We start from the raw sequence: 15,622 nt of genomic DNA on the forward strand, positions 1-15,622 counted from the left end.
CAGTCCAGTTTTACGAGTACCTATCAAGAAAAAAATTAGACTTTTCTTACCTGAAAACCTATAATAGTTTGTATAAAATCGATAGGCTTTATAAGTTCGCAGAGCAATACAAAGAATTTATCTTATGATCTTGAGGCCTGATGGCAGCTCATAAATTGCAATTATCAAATCATGTAAAGATTTAATTCATTCAGTACAAGACTCAAAGTTTATTTTTTTTCATAAAAAAAGCTTAATGTTTGTAAAGAATTACTTAGTTTCAAACCTTAAATGAGTCTTATGAAATTAATTTGTGTTTTGATGTGTTTTTGCTTTAGTTATAGTTACGCTATTGCCGACCCTACGAATCCTAAAAAAATTAAAGTAGTAATCGACGCTGGACACGGGGGGAAAGATGGTGGTGCTCAACTCAATTCTATTTTAGAAAAGCAAATTGTTGCTGATGTTTCCATACAACTCAAAGCTTTATGTTCTGATAAAAATATTGAAATCATTTTATTGAGAACTGAAGATGAGTTCATTTCCCTTCAAGATAGAGTGTCACGGATCAAAACCTTATCTCCAGATTTAGTTATTTCTTTACACGCTAATTATTCTCAAGATAGAGACCGAAATGGTGTAGAGGTTTTTGTGGCTAGTAATGATTTTACAGTCAGGTCTTCTTATTTTGGAACTAAGATTTTAGAATCTTTCAAGCAAAAAGACTTTCAGACCGCAACGCTTCAATCCGCAAATTTTTATTTATTAAATAACGTAGATTGCCCAGCGGTGACGGTTGAACTTGGCTTTCTATCCAACGCGGAGGACATGAAATATCTAAATTCAGAATTTGGCCAGAAATTCTTAGCCAAACAAATTGTTTCTTCTTTAAATTAATAGCTCTTAGGTTCAAGACAAATAGAGTCATTATTCTTTTAGTGAAGTTTAAGTTTTAGTCTATTTTTGCAAGAAAATAAATCGATTGACTATCTTAAAAACAGACGTTGCTATAATTGGTGGAGGTGCTGCAGGTTTTTTTGCCGCTATTAATAGCGCAGAATTAAATCCAGCGTTAACTATTATTATTATAGAAAAAGGTAAGAATGTTCTCAATAAAGTTAAGATTTCTGGAGGAGGCCGCTGCAATGTGACCCATGCAGAATTTGAACCTAAAGAACTCTCCAAAAATTATCCTCGCGGACATAAAGAACTATTAGGTCCTTTTCATCAATTCATGACTGGAGATATGATGTCTTGGTTGGAAGAAAAAGGGGTGAGTTTAAAGATTGAAAGCGACAACAGAGTCTTTCCTACTTCTGATTCTTCCCAAACGGTTATAGATTGCTTTCAAAGAGAAGTGGACACCTATGGTATCGAAGTCAAAACACAAACAGGAATAGAGGAAATTAACCCAATCGATAACCAAGACTACTTCTGGGAGTTAAAGAGTTCTAAAGTGATTATTCATACAAAACAACTTATTATCGCTTCGGGGAGTAGTCCGAAAATGTGGAAACTAATACAAGCCTTAGGGCATAAAATTGTAGATCCTGTTCCCTCATTATTTACATTTAATATTACAGATCCACGAATAGAGGGTTTGTCTGGGATAAGTGTGAATGCCGAAGTAGAAGTGTTTACAACAAAAGATAGGGGCGTTACTAAGCAAAGATTAAAAACTTTACACTCTTCGGGTCCGTTGCTCATTACTCATTGGGGGATGAGCGGTCCTTGCATTTTAAAGCTTTCTTCAAGAGGTGCTAGAATTTTTAATGAGTTGAGCCATCAATTTCAATTGAAAGTAAATTGGCTCCCCGATCACAACATAGAGTCTTTGAAATCTTATTTTGAAGATCTTAAAACCTCGCATCCCAAGCAACTTGTTTATTCTGCTGCTATAGAGAGTTTGCCTAAGCGACTTTGGAAGAGTTTGCTAAAGTATATTGATATAGACAAAGATTTAAATTGGTCTGATATCAACAAAGCTCAACTTCAAAATCTTGCTGAAGTGGTGTGTGAAAGCGAATTGCATGTCAACGGGAAAAGTACGTTTAAAGATGAATTTGTCACTGCTGGTGGAGTAGACTTAAAAGAAATTGATTTTAAAACATTTAGAAGTAAACTCCACGATCATCTCTTTTTTGCAGGAGAAGTTCTGAACATAGATGCTGTGACAGGAGGTTTTAATTTCCAAAGTGCTTGGACTAGTGCCTATATCTGCTCTCAAGAAGTGAGCAGATCATTTTAATGTTAAATTTCTGTTTATCCAAAATAATTTTTAGGAATTTCAAGTTATGTTAGAATTGTAAACTTTAAAAAATAGCACAATGAAAAAGAAAATTTTTATTTGCGGAGTTTTATCAATGACTTTATTAAGCACAAGTTGTTTGGGCTCTTTTAGTGCGTTTAATTCTTTAAGAAATTGGAACGACGGCGTCACCGACAATAAATTTCTGGACAGTTTAATTTTTTGGGCTCTCGTCCCTATTTATGGATTATTTATTTCAGGGGATGTTTTATTCTTCAATGTTCTAGAATTCTGGACAGGCGATAATCCCATTGCAATGGTAAAAGGTGAAGAAGAAATACAATACGCCAAAGTTAATGGACAAGATATAAAAATGACAGCCACTCAAAATCATTTTTCCATTGAAGTGTTTTCAGGAGAAAATAAAGGTAAAACTTTAGAAATGGTGTTTACCCCAGAAAATAAATCATGGAATTCAATAAATGAGGGTGGTGAGCTGATTAAATTAGCATCTATGAAGGATGGATTCTATATGGTGCATACTCCCAATGGTGAATCTATACAAATAGATCCAAATGCTTCAAAAGAACAAAATTTAACTTTGCTTCAGTGGAAAGTAGCAGACTATAAAACTTCAATGTGAGCGGAGGCTAAATAATTAGTTTTATAGTGATTTCGAAAACTGATTCTAAAATGTCAATTTTTTATTTAAAAAAATTAACAAGCGTTAGTTTCATTTAAGAAAGTTTTTAATTAAGTTGCTAAGAAATTAATAAAAAAACAACATGAAACTAAAATTACTCCTATTCTTATTGATTTTCAGTTCCGTATCCTTAGTGAGCGCTCAGACTGAAATCGATATCGTAAAGAACTATTTAGAACAAAAAAAATCTGAGAATTTGTTGCTTACAGATGATTTCTCCGACTTAATTCTTGCTTCACAGCATTTTTCTAAAAGTACAAATGCTGATATTATTTATGCTCAGCAAACCTATTCTGGAATACCAGTCCATAATGCAATAGGAAATTTTGTAATAAGAAATAGCTCGGTAAAATATGCTAAATATGATTATGAAGTTGATTTGGCTTCAAGAATATCAACTCAATCTCCCGCATTAACTCCAGAGCAAGCTTTAAATACTGCTTCTACTCAATTAGGTATTGGTAATCCTACCAATATTTCAATTGTTGGGTCTAAATCTTCAAATAACCTAATCTTATCTAAATCTGGAGTTTCGATTGATGATATTCCTGTTCAGCTTGTTTATTACAAATCTGAAAGTGGCGTATTAAATCTAGCTTGGGATTTATCAATTCATATGATAGATGGTTCACATTGGTGGAGCGTTAGAGTTGATGCTTCAAATGGTAGAATTTTGGATAAAATGGATTGGATTGTAAATTGTAATTTTGACCATTCTACTATTGTGGGCAGAACATTCAGAACACCTTCCCAAATCCAAGAGACTACAGGTGCAAATCTTCTACAAGAAGGTGCCCTTTATAATGTATATCCTTATCCTGTTGAATCTCCTATTCATGGGGATAGAGCGATAGTAAGAAACCCTTCAGACAATGAGTTTTCACCCTTTGGATGGCATGATACAAATGGAGAAGTAGGTCCAGATCACACCATTACTAGAGGTAACAACGTCTATGCTTATGAAGATAGAGGTGCTGCAGATGTTGCGGGATATTCGCCTGATGGTGGGGATGATTTAAATTTTGATTTTCCTTTAGATTTTAATCAACCACCACAATTAAACGAGGATGCAGCCATAACAAATTTATTCTATTGGAACAACATCATCCACGATATGTGGTCTTACTATGGATTTGATGAAGCTTCTGGGAATTTTCAACAAACGAACTACACAAGTGAAGCTTTTGGAAACGATTACGTAAGAGCTGAAGCTCAAGATGGAGGAGGGCTTAATAATGCTAATTTTGGGACACCTCCAGATGGGGCTAGACCAAGAATGCAGATGTTTTTATGGTCATCTTCAGGTTCACCAGAGGCACCGCTTACTGTTGAAACTCCAGAAAGTCTTGCAGGGGAATACGATGCTGTACCAGCAGGGTTTGGTCCTGCATTAACCTCAGAAGCGATCACAGCCAACTTTGCGTTGGCTAAAGATGAAGAAGTAGATCCAGATGAAAATGATATTTGCCAACCTGTATCAAACCCTGATGAGTTGGATGAAAAAATTGTAATTATAAGAAGGGGAGATTGTACTTTTGTTAGTAAAATTTTAAAAGCCCAAGAAGCAGGTGCTTTAGCTGTTATCATGGTAAACAATGTTCCCGGAGCACCTATAACAATGGGTGGAGATGATGCAGGAGGAATAGTGATTCCTTCAATAATGGTTAGTCAAACTGACGGAGAGGCTATTATAGACGCTTTAATTGCAGAAGAAAACGTCTCAGGTTTTTTGGTCAACAGTGGTCCATATCAAATAGATGGTGATTTTGATAATGGTATTATAGCTCATGAGTATGGTCATGGTGTTTCTAACCGTTTAACTGCTGGAGCACAAAATGCAGATTGTTTACGTAACGATGAGCAAATGGGTGAAGGTTGGAGCGACTGGTTAGGTTTAATGATGACCATTTCAGCCGACGATATTGCTACCGAAGGAAGAGGAATTGGGACTTATGCTATTAATCAAGAGATAACTGGTCCAGGAATCAGACCCTTTAGATATAGTACAAACTTTTCTGTTAACCCAGCTACTTATGATTACACAAATAGATCTAGCATAAGCAGACCTCACGGAATTGGTTTTGTTTGGGCTTCTATGCTTTGGGATTTGAACTGGTCTTTAATTGATCAATATGGTTTTGATTCTGACTTATATAACGGAACTGGTGGTAATAATATAAATATGCAACTTGTTATCGACGGAATGAAATTCCAGGGCTGTTCTCCTGGATTTATAGATGGTCGAGATGCTATTTTACAAGCTGATATTTTAGCTAACGATGGCGTCAATCAATGCTTGATTTGGGAAGTTTTTGCTAAAAGAGGTTTAGGATGGAGCGCTGAACAGGGAAGTTCTGGGAGTAGATCTGATCAAGTTGAGGCTTTTGATCTTCCACCAAATGAAGAATTAAACTGTGCGCTTTCCAGCGATGGTTTTGGAGCAGAAACCTTTGGAATCTATCCAAATCCAGCTAAAGATTATTTCAACTTAAGTTTGACCAATACGGATCTTTCAAATTCTAAAGTTGATGTTTATGACTTAAACGGTAAATTGATTCTATCAAAAATGTCAGATAGCAATCAACGTGTGGATGTTCAACAACTTAATTCTGGAATGTATATTGTTTTAGTTGAATCTGGAAGTAAAACTTTTACTCAAAAGCTTCTAGTTCAGTAAGAATTATTAGTATATATACCTTTAAGACCAAAGCCTTCTGGCTTTGGTCTTTTTGCTTTGTTTATATTTGCAAAAAATAGTTTTTTATGCTTAAAGTGAACAACCTAAGTTATTTTCATGGTAATGGTCAAGGTGCTTCAGAAATCAACTTTGAACTGACTAAAGGCGATCACTTAGCCTTAATCGGAGAAAGTGGTTGTGGTAAGAGTACGCTTATTAAAGCTATTTATGGACTTTTTGATTTAGATGAAGGTTCAATTTATTGGAAAAATCATCGAGTTTTAGGCCCTGCTCATAATTTGGTACCGGGTTTTCCAAATTTCAAATATCTTTCACAAGAGTTCGATTTAATGCCGTTTACAACTTCAGAAGAGAATATTCAAAAATATTTATCAAGAGAAACTCCACAAGAAAATAAGAAAAGAAGCGATGAACTTGTCGCTCTTTTTGGTCTAGAAGAGGTCAAAGACCAGAAAGTAAAAACGCTGAGTGGTGGACAAAAACAGAGAGTAGCAATTGCCCAAGCTTTAGCTAAACCTCCAGAAGTTGTCCTGTTGGATGAGCCTTTTAGCAACATAGATCAATTTTTGAAACATCAATTGAGGCGTCGTTTATTTCAATTTTTGAAAAAAGAAAAGATCACTTGTATTTTTGCTACCCATGATGCAGACGATGTGTTACCCTTTTCAGATTATACCATGGTCCTTAAAAATGGAAAATCCATAGACTTTCGCCAGACCACTGAAGTATATTCCAAGCCTAAGAATTTTTATTGCGCTTCTCTTTTTGGGGATGTCAACCTTTTGAATTCAAAAGAGTTTGGTTTCGAGTCTACGACACCAGAAATCATCATTTACCCTCATGAAATTAACATTAGCCAAAAGGGAGATTTTCAGGCTGAAGTAAAATCGATGTTTTTTAGAGGCTCAAATTATTTGGTAGAGATGAAGTATAAAACTAAAAGCATTTTTGCTGTTTCAGAAACGAATTTAGAAAAAGGGTCAAAAGTTAACTTTCAATTTAATCAAAAACTCATTTATAGTCGGCTTAATTAAAAATCCTCAAGACACCACCACTTTCTGTAATTCTATAGGCAAATAGGGGATATCTTAACTCCTCTTCAAGAGATTGACCTGTCACCAAGCTATAACTATTGCCAGAGTCGTTACATCTTGATGAGGCATTAAGCCCCTCGATGATAAGTCTTGAGCAATTTTCCGGTATTAAGTTTGGGTCTGCTGCATCCCAAGCCAAATAGCTACTTCCTGAATTAACAACGATAAGCCCTAAATTACCTTGTCCTGGAATATAAACTGAATTACCACTAAAGTTGAGATTGTTAAATTGAGGAAGACTTAAATTGACCTCATAATTTACATTTATGTTGAGTAAATTGGGATTTTGTCTTTGGTTATCGTCACTTTCGCAACTTGTTAAAAGGATAAATCCTATTAAAAATAAAACAGCTTTCATATTAATTTTTAGTGCCTTATGGCTTTGATTGTACAAAAATATTATATTTGTAGTATAGGATCTCGAAATATTCGGGATTCTTTTTTTGTTATATATAAACGTAGGAATTATGAGTAAAGTATCGTACTATACAGAAGAAGGATTGAAAAAGTTGAGAGCTGAATTTGAACAACTTAGAGATGTAGAGCGTCCAAAAGCTTCACAAGATATAGCTGATGCTAGGGATAAAGGGGATCTAAGTGAAAATGCTGAATATGACGCCGCAAAAGAAGCTCAGGGTATGCTTGAGATGAGACTAGCAAAGCTTGAACAAGTTGTGGCTAACGCAAGGGTGATTGATGAGTCTCAATTGGATACTTCAAAGGTATTGATCCATAGCAAAGTGAGGTTGAAAAATGTGAAGATGAATCAAGAAATGACCTACAAGCTGGTGGCCCAAAGCGAAGCCGACTTAAAAGCGGGAAGAATTTCTGTAGATTCTCCAATTGGTAAAGGTTTACTTGGAAAAGAGGCGGGAGATACCGTTGAAATTGAAGTACCTAATGGGAAGATTACTTTTGAAATTCTTGAGGTCTCAAGGGATTAATAAATATTAGGCTTATTCAAAGATAAGCTGACCTGTATAAAACGCCTCTACATCAATATGTGGAGGTTTTTTTGTGCTGATGATATTACCGGATGAGCGAATTTCCCCTTCCAAGCGCTGGATTGGAGTGACTACTGCATTTCTAAAAGACCGATGAAAAAAAGTAACAACCTTAGCTTCTAGTTGGCGAGCTAAAACGGTACCCGAACCAGAAACCGTACGAAAGTTGAGACGTTCAGTTTTCCCGCTTAATTCAAAGTCTGATATTCCTGAGCCTGTTATGTTTACTAAAGAATTATCAACCTCAATTTTAAAGTTACCCAAGTTTAAGGCTTCAGTATCATTGAAATCTTCAGATACCAACGAGAGCTTTTCAAACTCGAGTGTATTAGTACTTATCACATCAAATTGAGAAGAATTTCTAACGTAATTTAACCTTGAGCTTTTAAGCTTTAAAACTATGGGGGCTTCAGAAAAACCAGTACTACAAAGCCCCTCGACTTTGAATTCAAACTCATTGCCGTTTTGAATAATTTCTAATTGATCTAAATGGTATTTACCCCCCATAATTTTCAAAATTTCCTCTGTAGAAAAGCTAATTTCAAGGCTTATATTTTCTCTGATGGTAATTTGTTGCAATCCTGAAATCTCTAAGACTCGCGTTTCAGTTTTACCACTTCCCCGAAGACAATCCTTTGTAGAATCTGCATCACAAGAATTGAGAAAGAAAGTAAAAATTAATAGGGTGATATATTTTTTCATGTATGTCTGTTGGTGTTGTGCCCTCTTTTTAAATGTTCATAATGGGTTTTCATAAGCGTATCCCTATTCCATATTCTATAGCCTCTGCTTTAGAATAATGCGTTTTGAGTAAAAGCGATACGTAAAAGTGATCTGTGATATAGCGTCTTAAGCCAACTTTTAAATATTCCCTATCCAGATAATCAACTGGATAATAGATATAGTAACCCACTTGAGAAAGTACACTCCATTTGCCTAAATAAAGCTCATGACCTAAAAATAACCCAACTCTCCTCCAATCTTCATCTCCTTGGAAGTTATTTTCTTCTTGAAATGCGACTGTCTTATAGTTAATAAATGTTTTTACTGAGGGGGTGAAGAATGCATCTAGCCCAAATCGTATTCCACTTCGGTGAGATAGTCTCTTATTTACGGAAGTAGTTAACGTGAGAAAAGCTTCATTAGATTCTCCCCAAATTCCACTATCATTTGCACCTGTTGCTACCAAAAAATCCCAGGACCAGGACTTAGAAATGGGTTCTAAAACGGAAGTTTTATAGCTTTTTTCTGTTTCTGAAAATGAATGACTTAACCCAATTTGAACTCCGTAATTGTTGGTACTCGTGTTGGGTGATTTGGTTTTTCCATTGGAATAGTGAACAAGAAATGTCCCAAACTTAAAGTCAATAGGTGAATTGAAAATATTTTGAAAGCGATAATCTAAACCAAATAAAACAGAGCCTGTAAACGTCGAGCCATAAGCTGTATTTCTTGGGTTGGTTAAAGGATCGTATGAGTTGGGAATATAGCCTGCGCCAAGCCCAGCTTTTAGGCTTAGTTTTCTGTGCCAAAAAAAGAATTTATACTCTCCATGAATGCTGTAGACCTTACCGAGCTCTGGCGAACCCATGTCTTGGATGAGTAAAGAGGCACCATAACTAGGGTAATTAAAGAACTGTTGCCAATTTTCCTCTCCAAAGGTTTCTCGTTCCCAAGAAAATAAAACACCCTGAGTTGGCCCTTGGATAAGATGCAAGATTTGTGGACTATGCCTCATAATTTTTCCATACAAATAATCTATATGGAATACATCTGAGTTCTTTTTCTCTTGGGCTAAACCAATGGTTAAGAATAATAGGAAGGAAAAAGTTAAGCCGGACTTTGAATTCATTTATAGGATAACTGATTATAACAAACTTAAACTTTTTTGATGAGGTGCACGGATATATGTCTGAGATCGAAATGAAAAGCGGATAAAAGAGTTGAAATTGAAACAATTTATATTTAAGTGTTAAAATTAAATTTTTTAAGTAGGATATTTTAAGATCTAATTGTTTTATTAATGTAGACCCTACATAAATTATTATGAAAACAAAATTAAGTTACCTCCTTTTATTGAGCTTCATTAATATTTTTTTCATTCAATCACAAGACTTAGAAATTGGTTCTCCTGTAAATCTTACCGAATGTTTTCAATTTCCAATAGAGGGATTTGATTTGACCTTAAATGATGGCAACGCATTAAATGTATTATCACCAAATACCTTTAGCGTGTATTATTTTGATAATCAAGCAGACTCCAATAATAATAGTATTTTTAACGCCATTTCTACCCCAACAAATTATTCTAATGGAAGTTTTGCCTTAGCTCAGGTTTGGGTGAATGTAGTAGAAAATGTTAATGAGAGTAACTTCGGTAACTCTACATTTCTTTTAATCAGTATCGATGTGCCAGTGGCTAACAACCCAGGACTTACTAGCCTTTTAGGAAATTTTTATGTGAATGATTGTGATGCTGGCGATACTTTTGATTTAACCCAACTTAACGCTAATGTTATAGGAAGTCAATCAGGTAATTTTAATATTACCTATTTTGAAAGTTTAACGGATGCAAATAATAATCAAAATGAGATTGTGAATCCTGAAAGCTTTCCCATAAACCCCCAAAACGGATCTGTTCAGAAATTTAGCTTAGTAGTGAGGATTGAATTTGATGATGCCAATTTGTGTTTTGATATAACAGAATTTGAATTGAATACATATCAACAACAAGAAGATGATGTGGAAATAATTGATTTGCAAGTTTGTTCCGGGAGCTCTGGACAAGTATTTGTAGACTTAGATGATGCGTTAGTCATTAATAATCTAGATCTTCCTTTGATACCCGGTTTTACGGAATTCACTATAATCGATAATGCAGGGAATGACATTTCATTTTCGAATTTTGAAAATCAAGTCGTCCTTAATTCATATAATCCACTTACAGTAGAAGTCAGTTATGTTGTTGGCTTATCTGTTCTAGGCTCCTCTTTTGATAATTGTACCCTTACAGAAATATTTATAGTGTTCCCAAGCTATACTCCACAGGTTCAAGACATCACCGATATCATTGCGTGTTCTGCTGAAAATGAAGAAGCTATATTTGATCTAACTAAAAATAATGCTCTAGCCATAGGAGACCAAACAGGAAACTTTACTATTTCTTATCATTTCACTTTAGCTGATGCCAATGCAGGTACGAATTCTGGATTAGATCCAACAGCATTTCCTTTAAATGATTTTGAACAATTCTTATTTTTAAGAATTGAAAATACAGATGGAACAGAATGCTTTTCTGTTGGATTTTTCTTCCTTCAGGATGCTGATCATTTAATTGCATTTCAACCAGAAAATACTGACTTTTGTTTTGGTATCGATGAAGATAATCTAACAATTGATTTAACCATCTTTGATTCTGATGTAAAAGGAAGTCAGGATGACATCGACTTACTAGTGGCGTATTTCCAAGAGGATGTACGAATTGATACTCCTTCGGCTTTCACGATTAATAATGCAAATACAACAATAACTGCAATATTATCTCTCGAAAATTTTATCAGTTGTTTCGGTGAAGTTAGTTTTGATGTTTCCTTGAATTCAATACCTGTAATCAGCAATTTATTGGATTTAGAAGTGTGTACTGATTTTGATTTTAGTACAACTTTCGATTTGAGTCTAAATATTCCTGAGGCCGTAGGTAACCAAGTAGTAGACTTTGGGGTCTTTTTTTTTAACTTACTTGAAGAGGCAGAAAACAATGAAAATTCTTTACAAGAGCAGGGAATTGATATAGAGAACTATCTGGTAGATTCTTTAGTAGAAACGATTTTTGTACGCATTCAAAATGAAAATTCAGAGTCTTGTTTCAGCACCTCTTCTTTTGATTTGAATTCCTTTTCTTCGGAAGCTAACGATTTAGAAAATATAACCGAATGTTTAGACTCAGAAACAGGTATAGCACTATTTGATTTGTCGGATATTCCTAATTTCGTCACCAGTAGTTCAGAGAACTTAGCTCAACTTTCAGTTAATGTGTTTACAGCTTCAGATGAGCTGGTTGATATTGATGTATTATATGAAGCTACAAGTTCTGAAACCCTACAAATTGAAGTCACAAATACGGCTAATCCTACTTGTGTGGAATTTACTTCCGTATTTTTAGAAGTGCCAAATCCAAACGATGAAAATTGTACTCTAGGGATAACAACAGAAGAAGGTTTAGGTCTTGAAGTGTATCCCAATCCTTTCGCTAATACTCTGAATATTTCTTTTCAACAGCCTATTCAGCAAGTGAATATTTATAATATCCAGGGGAAAATAATTTCTAAGATTAGTGGGAATAGCTTAGAATTTTTAGATGTAAGCAATTTGTCATCGGGTGTTTACTTAATACAATTTAGTAGTTCAGAATTGAGTGTTACCTAAAAACTTATAAAACTATAGAGTTGTCACACCAAATTAAATTTATAATGTCGTGTAGTAAATTGAATCATACTGCGACCTAGTTCAGCGCAGGTTTTTTGATTGATCGAAGTTAGAAATAATTAGAATAGCCTCAGCTACGGCAATTATTTTTTGATAAAAAGCAAGCAAAAAAGAAACGATTTATTGCGACATTATAGGTTTAAAGTGGCATAAGTAGACTGTCTACAAAATCCACTAAAGTGTTTTAATTAGCTCACTAAATAACTTTACAAGTCGTGGTTCAGCCCTAGTAGCAGTGGCGATGATGATCTGAGGACTCCAGCATAAGAGGAACAAAACTTGACCAAAAAACTGAATTTTAATCACATTCCACAAGATGTGAAATCAAATTTGAAAGCTATTTACTTAAAAAAGACTGCTTTAGATTTTGGTTTTATTGACCTGAATAGTCCAGCATTTAGAAATACAAACGGAGACATTGTTACTTATACAATTGCTCTGAAGAGTAGCCAGAAAAAAAAAAGACATTTATTACGATAATTTAGTCATTGAAAATAAACCCAGTGGTCTAAAGGAATTCTATGTCTTCCGGTATTTCCCAGACCAAGATTGGCTAGCTTCCGATAGGGATTTAAGAACATATTCTGGAAAAATACAAGTTTTCAATTTTATGACAGGAAGTCAATTAGCAGAAACCAATGTGGAGGAAGGAATATGGCTTGAGCCTGAAAATAGAGTGATTACATGTGCATTCACCCAAGTTGGTTTTATATGTACAGCCGGATATTGTGTCTATTTTTTTGAGCTTCAATGTAGCGATGATTGAGGTGATAGTGGCGGAGGTAGCTGTATTACATGTGAGTTTCCAGACCCACCCAATCCAGGTCCAGGCGGAGGTATAAGTAATCCTGGAACGGCGCCTATATTGGGAGATGGCGAAGATGAACCCATCATCGTAGAATGTGGAGAAGGCGAAGAACCTAATATGTTTGGAGAGTGTGAATTAATAGACTGTCCAGAAGGGTATACAAGAGATAGTAATGGGGAGTGTGTGGAAGAAGAGGACTGTGATACTTCAAGTGAAGATATTTTAGAACTTTTCCCAAATCTAGATATTGAAGTTTCACAGGAAATAGCAAATATTATAAATCTATATGGGCAGGATTTTGGAATTAATACCAAAGAAAAATTAAAGCATTTTTTATCTCAGGCAGGACATGAAAGTTTAAATTTTAATGATTTTGAAGAAAATTTAAATTATAGAGTTAACAAGCTTGGAATTGATTACTGGCAATCAAGATTCAACCCTTATACATCATATTTAAACCCTCCAACAACATATTTAGATCCAAATAAAGAAAATCCAAACGATTATTCTAGCTCTATTAGTACTATTTTTGTTGATCATGAAAGTTTCGCTAACTATGTCTATAATGATGCAAATAGAGGATCAAATTATAAATTAGGTAATATCAATGATGGAGATGGTTACAAATATAGAGGAAGAGGAGTCTTTCAATTAACTGGCAGAAATAATTTTGTGAATTTTAATTCTTTTTATCAAGAAAATTATAATTCTGATATAAATTTAATTGAAAGTCCTGATTTACTAAATAATGATCTCGAATTAGCAATAATAAGTGCACTTTGGTTCTATGAGATAAACGTATTAAATTCAATTAATTTAGATGAAGAAACATCAGTTGAAGACGTGACTAAAAAAATAAATGGAGGACTGAAAGGTTTAAACGATAGAAAAAATATTTATGAAAATAGTAATGAGTTTATAGATTGTATTTAATTAAAAATAAAAATGATGAAAAATGTAATTAAAGTTGTTGTGTTATTATCTTTTCTAAGTTGTAAAGCTCAAGTCTCGAGTAAAGCAATGCCTTTTGAAAATTTGATAACTGGTACTTGGGTCTTGGAAAATGAAAACAATATAAAAATTGAATTTAATACTAATCAAATTAAAAAAAATATTGTCAATTCTCAAATTATCGAAGAATATGATTATTCCATCGAAAATGATGTCACAGATAGTGGGCTTAAAATATATTATTTGATAACACAAAACACTAATGATCCAAATGAAGAATATCACTATGAGATTGATACTTTAACAGATGAGAGATTAATTCTAGTTTATCAATTACCAAATGGGGGTGTAGGCGAAAGATTAATTTACATTAGACTATAAATTGTAGAAAAGTTTAGATTTTTGCTGCTTAAAATTAATTGTTAGATTTTGTTGATATCACATGGAATTACGAATTACAAGTTTTCTAACTTTTTGTTCATTTGGGGCTTTTAAGTTTTAATCCCCAAGAGCCAGCTACAGTTTGTCTTTGGAAATAGAGTTTCCAAGATAAACATCAAACTATTTTTTTGAGCTTCAATGTAGCGATGATGGAGGTGATAGTGGCGGAGGTGGCTGTATTACATGTGAGTTTCCAGACCCACCCAATCCAGGTCCAGGCGGAGGAGGAGGTGCAAATCCAGGGACAGTGCCCATTTTGCGAGATGGAGATGATCCCCAAACTTTAGAATGCCCATTAGGCCAAGTACCTAATAGTACCGGAACCTACTGCGTAGAAGGTGACTGTCCAGAAGGATATTATGAAAACCTGCAAGGAGACTGTATTGAGAAAGAATTATGCACTACCAATGATGATATAATAAATTCACAAGATATACAAATTGCCTTTGATAATCTTTGGGAATCTAGTGGAGCGACAAACCCAGATGTACCTATGGAATCAAGATTGGAAGATGGAGGATGGATTGTCCAGAATGGAGGGAGCTATGAATTTATTTCATTTGATTCTTCTTGGACGAGGACACCTTGTGGTATAGATCCACCAGTAAATTGGGCTTCAACAATTCCTAGTAATCTAGTTGGGGTAGTACATACACATCCTTTTTACCTGGGTGAAGATAGAAGAAGTATATGTGATGGGGCTGAAGAAGAATATATTGGAGGACCGAGTACACCAGACTATAACTTTTTAGTTGCTTTGATGAATGAAACAAATGATTACGGCTTATTAGGTTATATAATTGATGGCGATCAAATAAGCTCATTTGATTTTTCAAGAACATCTAATTTACAAACTTACCAACGATGCGGATATTAATTTTTAATACAAGACTTATGAAACTTATTATTTTAAACTTAATTACTTTTATTTTCTTTTCAACCTATAGCCAGTCTGAAATAGAGTATCCATGTTCGCCAGATTTTCCTGCTGGTAAACAAAATGTAGATTGGTTTTTAAATGCATATGAGCAAAGGTATAGCGAAAAAGTAGGAGCTTCAAATCAAAAAACAAATCAAATTGAACTAGTTTCTAATCCAAAAGAATGCATTTCACTAAGAAATTTCATATCCGAAAATGAAAAGTACAATGAAATAGACCAAAAACGAAATGATGAAGAAACCATTTATTTTTATAAAACTTCAAGTTTCTT

Annotated in this window: 15 protein-coding genes; 12 read left to right on the top strand and 3 right to left on the bottom strand. The window is 34.4% G+C overall.

What is annotated here, in order from left to right:
- Positions 1-279: 279 nt before the first annotated feature.
- The 5 genes from CXF67_RS14715 to CXF67_RS14735 all read left to right on the top strand — a co-directional run bounded on the left by CXF67_RS14715 (position 280) and on the right by CXF67_RS14735 (position 6,662).
- Entirely contained in the window at positions 280-876 is a 597-nt protein-coding gene (locus tag CXF67_RS14715; protein WP_102089442.1) for an N-acetylmuramoyl-L-alanine amidase family protein, read from the top strand.
- An 85-nt stretch (positions 877-961) separates the two neighbouring features.
- The gene (locus CXF67_RS14720) at positions 962-2,227 is read left to right on the top strand and encodes a BaiN/RdsA family NAD(P)/FAD-dependent oxidoreductase (protein WP_102089430.1); all 1,266 of its coding nucleotides are present in this window, start codon (positions 962-964) and stop codon (positions 2,225-2,227) included.
- Between the two features lie 79 nt (positions 2,228-2,306).
- Entirely contained in the window at positions 2,307-2,870 is a 564-nt protein-coding gene (locus CXF67_RS14725) for a DUF3332 domain-containing protein (RefSeq protein ID WP_102089431.1), read from the top strand.
- A 142-nt stretch (positions 2,871-3,012) separates the two neighbouring features.
- On the top strand, positions 3,013-5,607 hold the full coding sequence (locus CXF67_RS14730) for a T9SS-dependent M36 family metallopeptidase (protein WP_102089432.1): 2,595 nt from the start codon (positions 3,013-3,015) through the stop codon (positions 5,605-5,607).
- An 86-nt stretch (positions 5,608-5,693) separates the two neighbouring features.
- Positions 5,694-6,662: an ABC transporter ATP-binding protein gene (locus CXF67_RS14735; protein ID WP_102089433.1), complete on the top strand. Its 969-nt coding sequence runs from the start codon at positions 5,694-5,696 to the stop codon at positions 6,660-6,662.
- On the opposite strand, the gene CXF67_RS14740 is transcribed toward CXF67_RS14735, so the two are convergent.
- Positions 6,655-7,080 carry a hypothetical protein gene (locus CXF67_RS14740; protein WP_102089434.1) on the bottom strand — a complete coding sequence of 142 codons (426 nt, stop codon included), beginning with the start codon at positions 7,078-7,080 and terminating at the stop codon, positions 6,655-6,657. The genes CXF67_RS14735 and CXF67_RS14740 overlap by 8 nt on opposite strands.
- 109 nt (positions 7,081-7,189) lie before the next feature.
- On the opposite strand from CXF67_RS14740, the gene greA reads away from it, so the two are divergent.
- The gene (gene greA / locus CXF67_RS14745) at positions 7,190-7,666 is read left to right on the top strand and encodes a transcription elongation factor GreA (protein ID WP_102089435.1); all 477 of its coding nucleotides are present in this window, start codon (positions 7,190-7,192) and stop codon (positions 7,664-7,666) included.
- Between the two features lie 12 nt (positions 7,667-7,678).
- Here greA and CXF67_RS14750 read toward each other — a convergent pair whose 3' ends face one another.
- Both CXF67_RS14750 and CXF67_RS14755 read right to left on the bottom strand, forming a co-directional pair.
- Positions 7,679-8,428 (bottom strand): GIN domain-containing protein, encoded by a 750-nt coding sequence (locus CXF67_RS14750; RefSeq protein WP_102089436.1) that lies wholly within the window; start codon positions 8,426-8,428, stop codon positions 7,679-7,681.
- A 49-nt stretch (positions 8,429-8,477) separates the two neighbouring features.
- On the bottom strand, positions 8,478-9,578 hold the full coding sequence (locus CXF67_RS14755) for an acyloxyacyl hydrolase (protein WP_102089437.1): 1,101 nt from the start codon (positions 9,576-9,578) through the stop codon (positions 8,478-8,480).
- Between the two features lie 194 nt (positions 9,579-9,772).
- On the opposite strand from CXF67_RS14755, the gene CXF67_RS14760 reads away from it, so the two are divergent.
- The 6 genes from CXF67_RS14760 to CXF67_RS14780 form a co-directional block, all read left to right on the top strand.
- Positions 9,773-12,151 carry a T9SS type A sorting domain-containing protein gene (locus CXF67_RS14760; protein ID WP_102089438.1) on the top strand — a complete coding sequence of 793 codons (2,379 nt, stop codon included), beginning with the start codon at positions 9,773-9,775 and terminating at the stop codon, positions 12,149-12,151.
- A gap of 670 nt (positions 12,152-12,821) precedes the next feature.
- A complete protein-coding gene (locus tag CXF67_RS18345) occupies positions 12,822-12,977 on the top strand; it encodes a hypothetical protein (protein ID WP_180957982.1) in 156 nt (51 codons plus the stop codon).
- A gap of 99 nt (positions 12,978-13,076) precedes the next feature.
- Positions 13,077-13,952, top strand: a complete 876-nt coding sequence (locus tag CXF67_RS14765; protein WP_102089439.1) for a hypothetical protein — start codon at positions 13,077-13,079, stop codon at positions 13,950-13,952.
- Between the two features lie 15 nt (positions 13,953-13,967).
- On the top strand, positions 13,968-14,351 hold the full coding sequence (locus CXF67_RS14770; protein ID WP_145990479.1) for a hypothetical protein: 384 nt from the start codon (positions 13,968-13,970) through the stop codon (positions 14,349-14,351).
- A gap of 307 nt (positions 14,352-14,658) precedes the next feature.
- Positions 14,659-15,288, top strand: a complete 630-nt coding sequence (locus CXF67_RS14775; RefSeq protein WP_102089441.1) for a trypsin inhibitor-like cysteine-rich domain-containing protein — start codon at positions 14,659-14,661, stop codon at positions 15,286-15,288.
- A gap of 17 nt (positions 15,289-15,305) precedes the next feature.
- The coding region (locus CXF67_RS14780; protein WP_145990480.1) for a hypothetical protein at positions 15,306-15,622 on the top strand (317 nt) is incomplete at its 3' end.

This window comes from Psychroflexus sp. MES1-P1E, assembly GCF_002836055.1.
Lineage (GTDB): Bacteria > Bacteroidota > Bacteroidia > Flavobacteriales > Flavobacteriaceae > Psychroflexus.